The sequence below is a fragment of the Flavobacterium terrae genome, assembly GCF_900142035.1.
In the GTDB taxonomy this organism is placed as follows: domain Bacteria; phylum Bacteroidota; class Bacteroidia; order Flavobacteriales; family Flavobacteriaceae; genus Flavobacterium; species Flavobacterium terrae.
On the sequence record NZ_FQZI01000001.1, the window covers coordinates 563177 to 578676 of the forward strand.

Annotated in this window: 11 protein-coding genes; all 11 read left to right on the forward strand. The window is 31.3% G+C overall.

Features of this window, described 5'->3' with window-relative positions:
• Nucleotide 1 precedes the first annotated feature (1 nt).
• The 11 genes from BUC09_RS02575 (at nucleotide 2) to BUC09_RS02625 (ending at nucleotide 15493) form a co-directional block, all read left to right on the forward strand.
• Nucleotides 2–2200: a patatin-like phospholipase family protein gene (locus tag BUC09_RS02575; RefSeq protein ID WP_073308401.1), complete on the forward strand. Its 2199-nt coding sequence runs from the start codon at nucleotides 2–4 to the stop codon at nucleotides 2198–2200.
• Between the two features lie 99 nt (nucleotides 2201–2299).
• A complete protein-coding gene (locus BUC09_RS02580; RefSeq protein ID WP_073309023.1) occupies nucleotides 2300–3748 on the forward strand; it encodes an amino acid permease in 1449 nt (482 codons plus the stop codon).
• 236 nt (nucleotides 3749–3984) lie between these two features.
• Nucleotides 3985–5142, forward strand: a complete 1158-nt coding sequence (locus BUC09_RS02585; RefSeq protein ID WP_073308403.1) for a homogentisate 1,2-dioxygenase — start codon at nucleotides 3985–3987, stop codon at nucleotides 5140–5142.
• Nucleotides 5142–5576: a hypothetical protein gene (locus tag BUC09_RS02590; RefSeq protein WP_073308405.1), complete on the forward strand. Its 435-nt coding sequence runs from the start codon at nucleotides 5142–5144 to the stop codon at nucleotides 5574–5576. The genes BUC09_RS02585 and BUC09_RS02590 overlap by 1 nt, the downstream gene beginning before the upstream one ends.
• A 5-nt stretch (nucleotides 5577–5581) precedes the next feature.
• Nucleotides 5582–6745 (forward strand): 4-hydroxyphenylpyruvate dioxygenase, encoded by a 1164-nt coding sequence (gene hppD, locus BUC09_RS02595; protein ID WP_073308407.1) that lies wholly within the window; start codon nucleotides 5582–5584, stop codon nucleotides 6743–6745.
• Nucleotides 6746–7164: 419 nt separating this feature from the next.
• Nucleotides 7165–7938: a DUF3108 domain-containing protein gene (locus tag BUC09_RS02600; RefSeq protein WP_073309025.1), complete on the forward strand. Its 774-nt coding sequence runs from the start codon at nucleotides 7165–7167 to the stop codon at nucleotides 7936–7938.
• A gap of 3 nt (nucleotides 7939–7941) precedes the next feature.
• Nucleotides 7942–8865, forward strand: a complete 924-nt coding sequence (locus tag BUC09_RS02605; protein ID WP_073308409.1) for a tryptophan 2,3-dioxygenase family protein — start codon at nucleotides 7942–7944, stop codon at nucleotides 8863–8865.
• A gap of 62 nt (nucleotides 8866–8927) precedes the next feature.
• Entirely contained in the window at nucleotides 8928–10151 is a 1224-nt protein-coding gene (locus BUC09_RS02610; RefSeq protein WP_073309027.1) for a M23 family metallopeptidase, read from the forward strand.
• 108 nt (nucleotides 10152–10259) lie between these two features.
• Nucleotides 10260–10634 carry a hypothetical protein gene (locus BUC09_RS02615; protein WP_073309029.1) on the forward strand — a complete coding sequence of 125 codons (375 nt, stop codon included), beginning with the start codon at nucleotides 10260–10262 and terminating at the stop codon, nucleotides 10632–10634.
• Nucleotides 10635–10801: 167 nt separating this feature from the next.
• Nucleotides 10802–12448 (forward strand): glucose-6-phosphate isomerase, encoded by a 1647-nt coding sequence (gene pgi / locus BUC09_RS02620; RefSeq protein ID WP_073308411.1) that lies wholly within the window; start codon nucleotides 10802–10804, stop codon nucleotides 12446–12448.
• A gap of 174 nt (nucleotides 12449–12622) precedes the next feature.
• The gene (locus BUC09_RS02625; protein ID WP_073308413.1) at nucleotides 12623–15493 is read left to right on the forward strand and encodes a TonB-dependent receptor; all 2871 of its coding nucleotides are present in this window, start codon (nucleotides 12623–12625) and stop codon (nucleotides 15491–15493) included.
• The last annotated feature ends 7 nt before the right edge of the window (nucleotides 15494–15500 follow it).

Genomic DNA, 15500 nt, shown 5'->3' on the forward strand with positions numbered 1-15500 from the left:
AATGAAAAAATCTTTCACACTTGTTTTATTCTTTTTTCTAATCTTTTCTGCTTTTTCCCAAGAACAAAAAAAACCTAAAATTGGTTTGGTTTTGAGTGGTGGTGGTGCAAAAGGATTGGCTCATATTGGTGCGCTTAAAGAAATTGAAAAAGCAGGAATCAAAATTGACTACATAGGAGGGACTAGTATGGGGGCAATTATTGGAGGATTGTACGCTGCTGGATACACGGCTAATGAATTAGACTCTATTTTTAGGGATGTAAACACAGATGCTTTAATTCAAGACAATATTCCAAGGAAAAATAAAACATTCTATGAAAAATATAATGATGAAGTCTATGTGGTAACCTTGCCATTTCAAAAGTTTAGAGTAACTGTTCCTAAAGGATTGTCAAAAGGACTCTACAATTACAATTTATTAAGTAGACTTACCTATAAGTATAGACATGAAAATGACTTTAATAAACTTAAAATTCCGTTTTTATGTATTGCAACTAATGTTGAAAATGGTAAAGAAGTAGTTTTTAGAGAAGGTTCTTTACCTCTTGCCATTACGGCAAGCGGAGCATTTCCATCATTATTTTCTCCTGTAGAAATTTACGGCAGTTATTATATCGATGGAGGTGTAACCAATAATTATCCATTAGAGGAAGTTAAAAAAATGGGGGCAGATATAATTATTGGTGTCGATGTTCAAGATGGTCTTAAAAATATAAACCAAATTAATGGTGCTGCAGGTGTAGTTGTTCAGATATCTAACTTTCAAATGATTGAAAGAATGAAACAAAAAATTGCACAAACCGATGTTTACATTAAACCAAATATAGAAGGTTACTCAGTTATTTCTTTTGAAGATGGAGAAGCGATTATACAAAAAGGGGTTGAAGCTGCACAATTAGTAAAGGATAAACTAGAGGCTTTAGGGACTAATTACAAAACAATTAAAGAAAATAGAGCAAAAGTTGATAGTCTAGACATAAAGGGTATTGGTGTTAACGGATTAAAAAATTATACAAGATCCTACGTCTTAGGGAAATTAAGATTTAGACCAGGCGAGAAAATAAGTTATGAGGACCTTAGTAATGGAATGAATAATCTTAATGCTACTCAAAATTTTAGTTCTATTAGCTATAAGTTAGAAAAAAGAAATGAGGCCGAAACATTGATTATTAATCTTCGTGAAAATCCCGTTAGAACATATCTCAAGTTAGCGTTACATTATGATGACTTATTCAAGTCTGCTGCTTTAATAAATGTCAGTAAGAAAAATTTAATGTTCAAAAATGATGTTGCATCTGCAGACATAATACTCGGAGATAATATTCGCTATAATGTAGATTATTATATAGATAATGGATTTCATTGGAGTTTTGGAGTAAAGTCAAGTTTCGATCAATTTAAAAAGAATAGTAAAAATGACTTTAAGAACGGTATGTTAAAGTCAAAATTAGGATTAGATGAGATTGATATTGATTATCATCAGCTAACAAATCAAGCTTATGTTCAAACTATTTTTTTTCAAAAATTCCTTATTGGGGCTGGTTTAAAGCATGAGTTTATAGAAATTAACTCAAAAACAGCAGAAAATCTTGTTCCAAGAATTGATAGAAGTAACTATTTATCTGCTGCTGGTTTTATGAAGTTTGATTCCTTTACTAATAAGTTTTTTCCTAAAAGAGGATGGTATTTTTTAGGGGATGCTCAAGTGTATATGTACTCCTCAAATTATGCTAATGATTTTAAAAAGTTCACTCTTTTAAAAGCAGATATAGGTATTGTGGAAACTTTCTTTAAAACAGTTTCGGTTAAATTGCAAACAGAGGGAGGATTTGTTATTGGAGAAAACGTAAATAATATTTTTGATTTTAATCTGGGAGGATATGGTTTTCATAGATTTGGAAATTTTAAACCATTTTATGGTTATGATTATCTTTCTTTAAGTGGAAATAGCTATGTAAAGGGAAGTGCATCTGCTGATTATGAGTTTTATAAAAAGAATCATTTGAATTTTACAGCAAATTTTTCAAACATTGGAAATAAAATTTTCGATAATCAAGAGTGGCTTACAAAACCCAACTATACAGGTTATGCTGTTGGTTATGGGCTAGAAACTTTTATTGGTCCAGTAGAAATTAAGCATAGTTGGTCTCCAGAAACTAAAAAACATTTTACTTGGGTTAGTGTAGGTTTTTGGTTTTAAAAATGGATATTGTTAAATAAAAAGCAGAAAAACCTTTTTTTTGTGCAATTGTTTTCAAAAAAGCCTATTTTTGGGAGCACTAAACCAAAATTAAATTTTATGTCAATTTGGAAAAGAAAATCGATTACGCAACTTCTTACGGAAGCTGACGAATCGGAAAAAGGATTAAAAAGAACATTGTCTTCGAAAGCTCTTGTGGCCTTAGGAATAGGGGCTATTATCGGAGCAGGATTATTCTCACTTACAGGTATTGCAGCAGCAGAAAATGCAGGTCCTGCAGTAACATTATCTTTTGTTTTAGCAGCTGTTGGCTGTGCATTTGCTGGATTGTGTTATGCAGAATTTGCTTCAATGATTCCTGTAGCAGGTAGTGCTTATACATATTCTTATGCTACAATGGGAGAGTTTATGGCTTGGATCATTGGATGGGATTTAGTTTTAGAATATGCTTTGGGAGCTGCGACTGTAGGAGTTAGTTGGTCTAGATATTTTTTAGAGCTTTTAAATAAATTCGGGATACATTTGCCACCAAATTTAATTTGTTCTCCTTGGGAAACACTTAAATTAAGTGATGGTACTGTAATAGAAGGAGGTATGATAAATTTACCAGCGGTAATTATAGTTTCTTTATTGTCGCTTTTGCTTATTAGAGGTACTAAAGAATCTGCTTCTTTAAATAATTTCCTTGTAATTTTAAAAGTATCTGTAGTTATTTTATTCATCGTTTTAGGATGGGGATTCATCAATGAAGCTAATTATTCACCATATATTCCAGAAAATACTGGTGTAAAAGGGCAATTTGGTTGGTCAGGTATCGCTGCTGGTGCTGCAACTGTTTTCTTTGCATTTATTGGTTTTGATGCTGTGTCTACAGCAGCTCAGGAAGCTAAAAATCCTCAAAAAGGTATGCCAATAGGTATTTTAGGGTCATTAGTTGTTTGTACAATTTTATATGTATTATTTGCGCATGTAATGACAGGATTAGTTCCTTATCATCAGTTTGCTGGAGATGCTAAACCTGCTGCAACAGCTTTTGCAGTAACAGGATATGATTTCTTGCAAAATGGTTTAATTATTGCAATTTTAGCAGGATATACTTCGGTAATGTTGGTAATGTTAATGGGACAAAGCCGTGTATTCTATACTATGAGTAGAGATGGTTTATTGCCACCTTTCTTTGGAGAAATCCACCCTAAATTTAGAACGCCTTGGAAAACTAACCTTTTCTTTTTAGTGTTTGTGAGTTTATTTGCGGGATTTGTTCCTGTATCAGATTTAGGTCACATGGTGAGTATTGGAACACTATTAGCTTTCGTTCTAGTTTGTATAGGTATCCTAGTTATGCGTAAAAAAATGCCAGATGTTCCAAGAGCTTTCAAAACGCCTTTAGTTCCATTTGTGCCAATTGCTGGTGTAGTTGTATGTTTGTATTTAATGTATTCACTGCCACTAGAAAGTTGGTTGCGTTTAGTTGTTTGGATGGCTTTAGGTGTTGTATTTTACTTTATTTATGGTAAGAAGAATAGTAAAATCAATAAAGAACAATAATAAGGTTCCTAAATATAATTTAAATCCCAAATTTTCATTTGGGATTTTTTGTTTTAATAACTAATAGATTTTTCCGATATTTGTAGTATTATGGAAACCACTTTCAAAGGTTTATTAGCACATTTAAAGTTCCTCATCAAGAGAAATCCTGAATGAGCGTTAGTCTTTTTTGATTTAAAACAAGAGTTTACAGTCAATGCTTTAAACTTTAATTCTAATTTTTAAACTAAAAAGAAATGCCATTTTATCATAAACTAGGAAAAATACCTCACAAGCGTCATATACAGTTCCGAAAAGAGAATGGAGATTTGTATTATGAACAATTATTCGGAACAATTGGTTTTGACGGAATGTCAACTAATATGTATCACGAAAATAGACCTACACAGGTTAAGGAAATCAGAAAACAATATTCTGTAGCGCCAAAAATTGCTAAAGCAAATAATATTCAATCCTATAGACTTCGTGGTTTTCAAGTAGAACCAACAGATGATTTTTTAGAAAGCAGAAAGATTGTGCTTACCAACTCTGACTGTCACATAGCTTTGGCAGCGCCAAAAAAATCTACTACTGATTATTTTTACAAAAACACTGATTCTGATGAGGTGATTTTTATTCACCGTGGTACTGGAAAACTAAGAACCATGCTTGGTAACTTAGATTTTAAGTATGGTGATTATTTAGTTATTCCTCGTGGAATGATTTATAAAATTGATTTTGATACAGAAGATAATCGTTTATTTATTGTAGAATCACATCGTCCAGTTTATACCCCAAAACGTTATCGTAACTGGTTTGGTCAATTGTTAGAACATTCTCCTTTTTGTGAAAGAGACATACGTCAGCCACAAGAATTAGAAACTTATAATGAAAAAGGTGAATTTGTTATAAAGGTTAAAAAGAAAGATGAAATCTTTGAAATGGTTTATGCTACACATCCTTTTGATGTGATTGGTTATGATGGTTTCAATTATCCGTATGCACTTTCAATTCATGATTTTGAACCAATTACTGGTAGAATTCATCAACCGCCTCCAGTACACCAAACTTTCGAGACCGATGCTTTTGTAATTTGTTCATTTGTACCTCGTTTGTACGATTATCATCCAGAGTCTATTCCGGCACCATATAATCACAGCAATATTGATAGTGATGAGGTTCTATATTATGTAGATGGGGATTTTATGAGTAGAAATGACATCGAAGCAGGGCATATTTCATTACATCCAGCTGGTATTCCTCATGGTCCACATCCTGGAGCGACAGAAAGAAGTATTGGAAAAACAGAAACACAAGAATTAGCAGTAATGGTTGATACTTTTAAACCGTTAATGGTTACCGAAGATGCTATGAAAATAGCAGATGAGAAGTATTATCAATCTTGGTTAGACTAATGAATAATAAATTACCTGCTGACCCATCAGCTTTGATATTTGGAGTAATTGCTTCAGTAATAATATTTTTAGGTTTTTGTTGTGGGTTATTAGTGTTTGTTTCGTTGGTTTTAGGGGTTATAGGATTAGTTCTTTCAATTAAAAGCCTTAAAGAATATGAAATAAATCCAACTAATTATTCATCTCAAAGCTATCAAAATGTTTATGTAGCAAAAATTGTTTGCATAATAGCGACGATTTTATCCTCTTTATATTTTATAGTTATTTTGGTTGTAGTAATAATTTATCAAGTTAGTTTATTTGATGTTTTTAAAAATAATCTAGAAGAAAACAATAATCAACAAATCAATGATTCTGTTTTTAGAATTAAAGAAAATAATATAAATGATTCAATCTACATTGATTCTACTTTTGTAGATTCAATTAAAAAGTAAAAAATATGGCACAAGAAATAAAATCAGTAGAATACGGATTAGAAAAAATATTTGAAGGAGCACAAGATTTCCTTCCGTTGTTAGGAACAGATTATGTAGAATTTTATGTGGGTAATGCTAAACAAGCCGCACATTTCTACAAAACAGCTTTCGGTTTTCAATCACTGGCTTATGCAGGATTAGAAACAGGTGTAAAAGACAGAGCCTCTTATGTGTTAAAACAAGACAAAATCCGTTTGGTTTTAACTACCGCTTTAAATAGCAATTCACCTATTGGAGAACATGTTAAAAAGCATGGAGATGGTGTAAAAGTTATTGCACTGTGGGTTGAAGATGCTCGTTCAGCTTATGAAGAAACTACGAAACGTGGAGCAAAATCGTATTTTGAGCCAGTTGTTGAAAAAGATGAAAATGGTGAAGTGGTTCGTGCCGGTATTTACGGTGCTTATGGCGAAACTGTATTTATTTTTGTTGAGCGCAAAAATTACAATGGAATCTTTTTACCTGGATATAGTGAATGGAAATCAGACTATAATCCAGAGCCAGTTGGATTAAAATATATTGACCACATGGTTGGCAATACGGGATGGAATAGAATGAATGAAGCTGTAAAATGGTTTGAAGATGTGATGGGATTTGTAAACTTTCTTTCGTTTGATGACAAACAAATTACTACTGAATATTCTGCTCTAATGTCTAAAGTAATGTCAAATGGTAATGGGCGTATAAAATTCCCTATCAATGAACCAGCTAATGGGAAAAAGCGTTCTCAAATAGAAGAATATTTAGATTTTTATGAAGATGAAGGAGTGCAGCATATTGCTATCGCTACTGATGATATTATTTCAACTGTGGCAGAAATGAAAGCTCGAGGAATTGAATTTTTAAGCACACCGCCACAAGCGTATTACGATGCGATTCCAGAAAGATTGAAAGATCATATGTCTAAATTTAAAGAAGATATCAATGAACTTCAAAGATTAGGAATCATGATTGATGCTGATGAAGAAGGATATTTACTTCAAATTTTTACGAAACCAGTAGAAGATCGTCCGACACTTTTCTTTGAAATTATTCAAAGAATGGGAGCTCGTGGTTTTGGAGCAGGAAATTTTAAAGCGCTTTTTGAATCTATAGAAAGAGAACAAGAACTTAGAGGTACTTTATAAAATATTCAATAAAATTTATCAAAATCCGAAAAATGTAGTTTTTTCGGATTTTTTCTTTTTATAAAGGCTTGATTTTTAGTCTTTTTCTAATTTTTAACTTTTAGTTTTGTTAATGTTATATTAATAAAAATTCATTTTCATTGAATAATCGTCAAAAGAAAACGTTGTAGTAACTATTGTTTTGATAAAAATATGTTAAAGTTGATTTTTTGCTATTAATAATTAAAAACCTGTTATATCTTTGCAGAGCAATTGAAAGGGGTGGTTCCCTCTTAATTGATAAATTTTCATAATTTATAGTTTTTTGGTTGGTTAATAGCATAAAAACTCAGTCAGCAATGACTGGGTTTTTTTGTTTTTTATTAACTTTGGAATGGATATTGTATTCTTTACCTAAAAAGGATATAAATTCAAAGAACATGAAACTAAAATTAATATTTCTATCTCTATTATTTACGACAGCTGTTTTTTCTCAAAAACCAGAAGCTTTTGATGTTGGTGAATGGTTTAAGTTTCGTATTCATTACGGATTAGTGAATGCGGGTTATGCCGAACTAGAACTAAAAGAAGCTAACAGAAGTGGTAAAAAGGTTTTCTATGCTGTAGGTCATGGCTATACGGTAGGTATGTCACGTTTCTTTTTTAAAGTAGATGATCATTATCAGAGTCAATTTGATAAAGAAACTACAAAACCATATCAATATCTAAGAAAAATTGATGAAGGAGGTTATACTAAAGACCAAGAAGGATTTTTTAGTCAAGAAAAAAACACTGTTTTAGTTAAAGATTACAAGCATAAGACTGAAAAGACATTTAATGTTACCGAGAATGTTCAGGACATTGTATCTTCATTTTATTATCTTAGAAATCATCCAAATATTGATAAACTTAAAGTAGGTGAGTCTATAATGATTGATATGTTTTTTGATGATGAAATTTATAAATTCAAATTAAAATACGTTGGAAAAGAAAAGCTGAGAACTAAATTTGGTAAAGTCAATACAATGATATTTAAGCCAATAGTTCAGTCTGGCCGAGTATTTAAAGAAGAAGAAAGTCTGACGGTTTGGGTATCAGACGATGAAAACAAAGTGCCTTTACGAATCAAAGCTGATTTAGCTGTAGGTTCACTTAAAGCTGATTTGGACGCTTTTAAAGGTTTAAAAAATCCATTTATGGTAATTTCAAAATAAATTATGAGTGATTATTCTGCATTAGTAAACGAGATTGACGAAAAATATAAAGCAATAAATCAAAAAACCGAAGCTCATTTAGAAGGGTTACTTTGGTCTAAACCAATAACTTATTGGGATTATATACAAACAGATGCGCTTTTAGGCTTGCAAATTCAAAGAACTACTTTGCCTGATGAAAATGTATTTATTATGTATCATCAAATCAATGAGTTGTTGTTTAAAATGATATTGTGGGAAATCAAACAAGTTTCTTATGCAGAGAAGTTAACCACTGCTTTTTTTGCAGAACGATTAATGAGAATTAGTAGATACTTTGATATGCTTACTACATCTTTTACCATTATGGGTGACGGAATGGAAGTAGAGCAGTACATGAAATTTAGACATACTTTGACTCCAGCTAGCGGTTTTCAAAGTGCGCAATATCGATTAATTGAATTTTGTTCGACAGACCTTATAAACTTAATTGATTATAGATTTAGAGCAACTATTGATAGAAATACTCCTTATGAGCATGCTTTGGAGCATTTGTATTGGCAAGCTGCGGGCAAAGATTATCACACTGGAGAAAAATCTTATTTCTTAAAACAATTCGAAGAAAAATACAAAGATTTGTTTTTACGTACCATGGAAGAATATAATACTATTAATCTTTGGAGAAAGTTTAAAGAGTTGCCAGAAGTAGATCAAAAAGATCCTGAATTGGTAAAAGCTATGCGTCATTACGATTATACTGTGAATATCACTTGGGTAATGGGACACTACAATGCTGCAAAAAAGTATATTGATAATGGAAAAGGAGATGGCGAAGCAACAGGAGGAAGCGATTGGAAAAAATATATGCATCCTAGATATCAAAGAAGGATTTTCTTTCCAGAGCTGTGGTCAGAACATGAATTAGCTACTTGGGGTGAAAATGTTTAAAAAATTATTATATTAGCATTTCTGTCAAATTTCCCAGCAATTTGGGAATAAAAATGCTTCTTTTGAAAAAATACATTGCCTTATTATTAGTTTTATTATTTGTTGTTTCTTGTAAAGAGGACAAAGTTGAGCAAAAAATACCTGTTAAAAAAGTAGAACCTATTAGATATGATTTTGGTTTTAAGTTAAACGATTTCAGTGTTATATCTGATACCATAAGAAAGGATGATACTTTTGGAAGTATTTTGCAAAAACAAAATTTAAACGGCAAGCAAATCTATGATGTAATTGCTAAAGTAAAAGATACATTTAATGTAAGGATAGTGAGGTTGGGTAAACCTTATACCATGCTTCTTTCAAAAGACAAATCAAAACGACTTCAATATTTTATCTACCAGCCTGATCAGTTAACGTATTATGTAATTGATTTTAATGATTCTATTGTTAAAGCTAAAAAAAAATTAAAACCGGTTACATTTAAAAGACGCACAGTGGCTGGTGAGCTAAATGGTTCCCTGTCAGAAACGCTGAAAAATGAAGGTGTGGCAGCTTCTTTATCTTCAAAATTAACAAGTGTATTTAAGTGGTCTATAGACTTTTTTAAATCTCAAAAAGGAGATAAGTTCGCTGTTACTTTTACAGAAAGATATATTAATGATACTATTTATGATGGTGTAGATTCTCTTGAATGTGCTTTCTTTGAATACAAAGGGAAAAAAGTTTATGCCTTTCCATTCAAACAAAATCCATCAGATAGAAAAGTTGACTATTATGATGAAGAAGGAAAAGCCTTAAAGAATTTCTTTTTAAAAGCACCTTTAAAAACAATTAACATCACTTCACGTTTTTCTAAAAGAAGGTATCATCCTGTTCAAAAATTTTTCAAACCACATAACGGAACCGATTATGCTGCTCCTCATGGCACACCTATTATGTCAACCGCAAATGGAATAGTCGAATTGGCTGGATATTCTGCTGGAAATGGGAATCACGTTAAGGTAAAACATGATAAAACTTACTCTACTCAATATTTGCATATGTCTAAAATTTTGGTCAGAAAAGGGCAGCATGTTAGACAAGGTCAGATAATTGGTAAAGTTGGTAGTACAGGTTTAGCAACTGGTCCTCATGTGTGTTATAGGTTTTGGAAAAACGGCAAACAAGTTGATGCTTTAAAGCTAAAGCTTCCTAATTCTGCTCCTATGGATAAAAAGAACTTGCCAAAGTTTATTGCTTTTATGACTCCATTAAAAAGAGAACTGGACAGTATAGCAGCAATTAAATAGTTGTGCTTTTTTTATATGAAAATAAGAACTTTAATAATTGTTTTATTTTTAAATATACTAATGCTTAGTTGCTTAGAAAATAATTCTAGACAAGAAAACAATTTATCAATGAATTTAAATAATCAATTTGAAGAATGGGTTAAGAATATCAATTCAAACGAAAAAATTGAAAATAATATTAAGGCTTTCAATTTTGGATTATTTGAAACCGAAAATGGATATACGATGTACTTAATTGGAGCAAAGGAGTACAAAGAAAATGATGATGATTGGGCAACAGTAGTAGATTTTGAACCGACTGATAAATATTTTGAAATGGATAAGTCAATCATAAAAGATAAAGATTGGAAAGAAGTTCTAAAATTATCTACTGATCTAGTAAGTGATTATGTAAAATCGAAAGGTTTTGAAAATTCTTTTTTAAAAAATGCAGAAGTAATTACTGTTGGTTTTGATGATGGAGATTTAATAAGAATTAAGTAAAAATCCATAATTTCTAATAGCAACGTAACAATAGTTTTGTTCTGGTTTTCTGCTTATACACTATAACGTTTTCGTAAAAAAACTCGTTGACATATTGGTTTTATTGATGATTTTTAGAAATCAAAGTTGTAACTTCGTTATTGATTTAATTAATAAACACTAAAAATATGTCTTTGCCATCTGTAAATCCTACTCAAACTTCAGCTTGGAAAAAATTAGAAGAGCATTATTCAGAAATTGCTAATCTATCTATGCAGGAAATGTTTGCTAATGATCCAGTAAGAGTAGAAAAATTCAATATACAATGGGGTGATTTTTTGATTGATTATTCTAAAAATAAAATCAATACAAAAACTATCAATTTATTAGTTGAATTAGCAAAAGAAGTAGGATTAGAAAAGGCAATTAAAAGTTATTTTTCTGGAGATGCTATCAACCAAACTGAAAATCGTGCTGTACTTCACACAGCTTTAAGAGCAAAACAATCAGATGTTTTTTTAGTTGATGGGCAAAATGTTATACCTGAAGTGTTTGAGGTTAAGGCTAAAATACAATCATTTACAAACGAAGTACTTTCTGGAGAGAAAAAAGGATATACAGGAAAAAAATTTACAGATATAGTTAATATTGGTATTGGAGGCTCTGATTTAGGACCTGCAATGGTTGTAGAAGCTTTACAATTTTACAAGAATGATTTAAACGTTCATTTCGTGTCAAATATTGATGGAGACCATGTAAATGAGGTTCTAAAAAAAATTAATCCTGAGACAACTCTGTTTGTTGTAGTTTCAAAGACTTTCACAACTCAGGAAACTTTAACAAATGCAGAAACGATTAGGTCTTGGTTTTTAAAATCAGCAAAACAAGAAGATGTTGCTAAACATTTCGTTGCTGTTTCAACTAATATTGCTAAAGTAACAGAGTTTGGAATTGATGCTGCTAATGTTTTTCCTATGTGGGATTGGGTTGGAGGTCGTTTTTCGTTATGGAGTGCAGTAGGTCTGACTATTAGTTTGGCTATTGGTTTTGAAAATTTTGATAAGCTTTTGTCTGGTGCTAATAAAATGGATTTACACTTTAAAGAAGCATCTTTTGATCAAAATATTCCTGTAATTTTAGGATTGTTAACAATCTGGTACAATAATTTTTTTGGAGCAGAAAGTGAAGCTTTAATCCCGTATTCGCAGTATTTGCAAAAATTTGCACCTTATCTTCAACAAGGAATTATGGAAAGTAATGGTAAAAGTGTTGATAGAAACGGTAATTTAATTGGTTATCAAACGGGAACTATCATTTGGGGAGAACCAGGTACAAATTCACAGCATGCATTTTTTCAGTTAATACATCAAGGAACAAAATTAATTCCTACAGACTTTATTGGTTTTGTTAAGCCATTATATGGAGATAAAGACCATCATGATAAATTAATGTCAAATTTCTTTGCTCAGACTGAAGCTTTATTAAATGGAAAAGCAAAAGAACAGGTTAATGATGAATTTGCTAAGCAAGGAATTGACAAAGAAAAAGCTGCTTTTTTATTGCCTTTCAAAGTTTTTTCTGGTGATAAACCTACAAACACACTATTAATAACATCTCTAACGCCAGAAACCTTGGGGTCACTTATCGCTTTATATGAACATAAGATCTTTGTTCAAGGTATCATTTGGAATATTTTTAGTTATGATCAATGGGGGGTTGAATTAGGGAAGCAATTAGCCAATTCAATTTTAGAAGAAATTAACAATTCCTTGATTAAAGAACATGATTCTTCTACAAGTTATTTATTAAATTATTATCAAAAAAATCAGCGATAATTGTTTTTTTAATATTTTATTAAATATAAGGCATTGATTGTTGTTAATTTCGCAATAAAGTCGTTTTTTGATTCTTCATATGCGTGCATAATGTTAACATTAAATTAACATTGAGCTGAAAAATTTGTTTGAATTTTGCTCCAAACAAAAAATTAAATAGCACAAATGAGGAATATGAAAAAATGGCTTTTAACAGCCTTCTTTTTCTTGAGTATTACAACAGTATTTGCTCAAGGTAAAATTTCAGGAATTATTCAAGATAATAATGGTGCACTACCTGGTGCAAATGTTGTTATTGAAGGAACTTCTACAGGAACTTCAACTAGTTTTGATGGTTCTTTTACGCTAAATTCAACATCATCTAAGGGTAATGTTGTTGTTTCGTTTTTAGGATTTACATCTAAAACTATCCCTTTTACTATTGTTGATGGTCAAGCAGATCTTGGGACTATTGTTTTGTCTGACGAAGGGAATGTATTAGGAGAAGTTGTTATTACTTCAACTATTATTGATGTTGCTAAGGATAGAAAAACTCCTGTTGCAGTGTCAACAATTAAGGCTGCAGAAATTAGAGAAAAATTAGGTAATCAAGAGTTTCCAGAAATGCTAGCAAATACACCATCAGTTTATGCTACTAAGTCTGGTGGAGGTTTTGGAGATTCTAGGATTAATATTCGTGGTTTTGACCAAAGAAACATTGCCGTAATGGTAAATGGTATGCCGGTTAATGATATGGAAAACAGCGCGGTGTATTGGAGTAACTGGGCAGGTTTATCTGATGTGACTTCTGCAATGCAAGTTCAAAGAGGTTTAGGATCTTCTAAATTAGCGATATCTTCTGTTGGAGGTACTATAAATGTTATTACTAGAACTTCAGATATGAAACAAGGGGGTTCATTTACAGCTACTTTAGGTAATAACGACTACATTAAAACTGTTGGATCTTACTCTACTGGTAAAATGAAAAATGGTCTTTCAGCTTCAGTTTTATTAGGAAATGCTCAAGGTAGTATGTATGCTGATGGAACTCAGTTTTCGGCTCAAAATTATTTTATAGGTTTAGGGTATGAAATTAATGAAAAGCATAATTTACAATTTACATTTACTGGGGCTCCACAATGGCATCACCAAAGAAGTTTTGCAAACCACCTGGGATCTTATATTAAATTTGGAGATCCAGTAAATAATGAACCGAATATTAAGTATAACTCTGATTGGGGTTTATATAAAGGTGAAGAGTTTTCTTGGGCAAGAAATTTTTACCATAAACCGGTTATGTCATTGAATTATGACTTTAAAATTAATGATAAAACAAAAATTTCATCAGTATTCTACGGTTCTTGGGGTCGTGGTGGTGGAACTGGAAGTATAGGTACATCTCCATTTAGATATAAAACTGCTGGAGGAACAGTGCCTTTTGATGATTTTGCTGCATTTAACAGAGGTCAGTATGTTGCTGCTAACGATCAAATTGTATATGGTGGAAACTTGCCTGGTACGCAAGTGGCTCCTAATGCTCAAGGACAATATATCACTAATAGAAGTTTAGGTTTTACAAGAAGAGCTTCAATTAATTCTCATGACTGGTACGGTGCAGTTATTAACTTCAATAGAAAGCTAACAGATAAGTTAACATTAGATTTTGGTCTCGATGGAAGAACTTATACAGGTTACCATTTTAGAAATGTTAATGATAGATTAGGAGCTGATGGATACCAAGCTAATTTAGCAACTACATCTGGAGGTATTTATCTTGCAAATGATGTTAATAATCCAACAAGAACTTTGTATGAAACATATTCTGCTTCTCCTAGTTTTAATCCATTTACAAACGTTAAAGATCAAGAGAAAATAGAATACAATAATAATGGTTATGTAAGATGGTATGGAGCGTTTACACAATTAGAATATTCTACAGAAAAATTATCAGCTTTCATTCAAGGATCTGTGTCTCAACAAGGATTTAGCAGAGAAGATTTGTTTCAATATAAAAACGATGATCCATTGCAAAAAACTGATTTTGAAAATTATCTTGGAGGAAATATTAAAGGAGGGTTGAATTATAATATTGATGAGAAAATGAATGTTTTCGCTAATGCAGGTTATTATTCAAAACAGCCAAATTTCCAAGCAATATATAGAAACAATAAATCTATTGCTTTTGATAATGATAATGAAAAAATATTAGGATTTGAAGTAGGTTATGGTTATAAATCTAATATATTCAATGCTAACTTCAATGCATATTATACTTCTTGGAAAGATAGATACCAAAGAACAAGTGATCCTGATCCAAATAATAGAAATGGTTATTTTGAGGCATTTGGTGTTGATGAAATTCACAAAGGAGTTGAATTAGAATTGAATGTTAAACCTTTTTCAGGTCTAACCATTAATGGTATGGCATCTTATGGAGATTGGTATTATAATGGTCAATCTGATTATCAAAAATTTGACCAGAATAATGCTTTTCTTACTGAAGGAAAATTATTATTAGATAAAGTTAAGGTTGGAGACGTATCTCAATTTAATTATAGTATTGGAGCTAACTGGCAAATAATCAAAGGTATAAAAGTTGATGCGAACTATAGATATTCTGACAATTTGTTTGCAAGTATAGAGCCAGGTAGATTTTCAGAAGAGAATACAAATATTAAGGGAACTTTAGAATTACCTTCATATGGATTAGTAGATGCTGGTTTGTCTTTTAAAATTCATAGAACTAAGGATAGTAAAGATTCATTCAATTTTAGAATTAACGTAAACAACCTTTTAGATAAAGTTTATATTGCTGAGTCAAGAACTAATCAATTTGTTGCTTCTCAAAGTGAATTTGATGGTAATACAGGAGATGGAAAAGGTATTTTACAAAATGGTTCGATTGTAGCTTCTGGTAATTTAAAATCTGCTACACCAGGAGAAGGTCAATATGCTACTTACCAAGATTATTTAAATAGAGGAACTTGGAATGGTGTTGATTTAAGAAATCAAGTTTTCTTCGGATTTGGTAGAACTTGGAACTTAACTTTCCGTTACGAATTCTAATAACTAG

Excerpts from the sequence above, each read along its gene's own strand:
- BUC09_RS02575 (WP_073308401.1), top strand. The coding sequence starts at position 2 with ATGAAAAAATCTTTCACACTTGTTTTATTCTTTTTTCTAATCTTTTCT.
- BUC09_RS02580 (WP_073309023.1), top strand. The coding sequence starts at position 2,300 with ATGTCAATTTGGAAAAGAAAATCGATTACGCAACTTCTTACGGAAGCT.
- BUC09_RS02585 (WP_073308403.1), top strand. The coding sequence starts at position 3,985 with ATGCCATTTTATCATAAACTAGGAAAAATACCTCACAAGCGTCATATA.
- BUC09_RS02590 (WP_073308405.1), top strand. The coding sequence starts at position 5,142 with ATGAATAATAAATTACCTGCTGACCCATCAGCTTTGATATTTGGAGTA.
- hppD (WP_073308407.1), top strand. The coding sequence starts at position 5,582 with ATGGCACAAGAAATAAAATCAGTAGAATACGGATTAGAAAAAATATTT.
- BUC09_RS02600 (WP_073309025.1), top strand. The coding sequence starts at position 7,165 with ATGAAACTAAAATTAATATTTCTATCTCTATTATTTACGACAGCTGTT.
- BUC09_RS02605 (WP_073308409.1), top strand. The coding sequence starts at position 7,942 with ATGAGTGATTATTCTGCATTAGTAAACGAGATTGACGAAAAATATAAA.
- BUC09_RS02615 (WP_073309029.1), top strand. The coding sequence starts at position 10,260 with ATGAATTTAAATAATCAATTTGAAGAATGGGTTAAGAATATCAATTCA.
- pgi (WP_073308411.1), top strand. The coding sequence starts at position 10,802 with ATGTCTTTGCCATCTGTAAATCCTACTCAAACTTCAGCTTGGAAAAAA.
- BUC09_RS02625 (WP_073308413.1), top strand. The coding sequence starts at position 12,623 with ATGAAAAAATGGCTTTTAACAGCCTTCTTTTTCTTGAGTATTACAACA.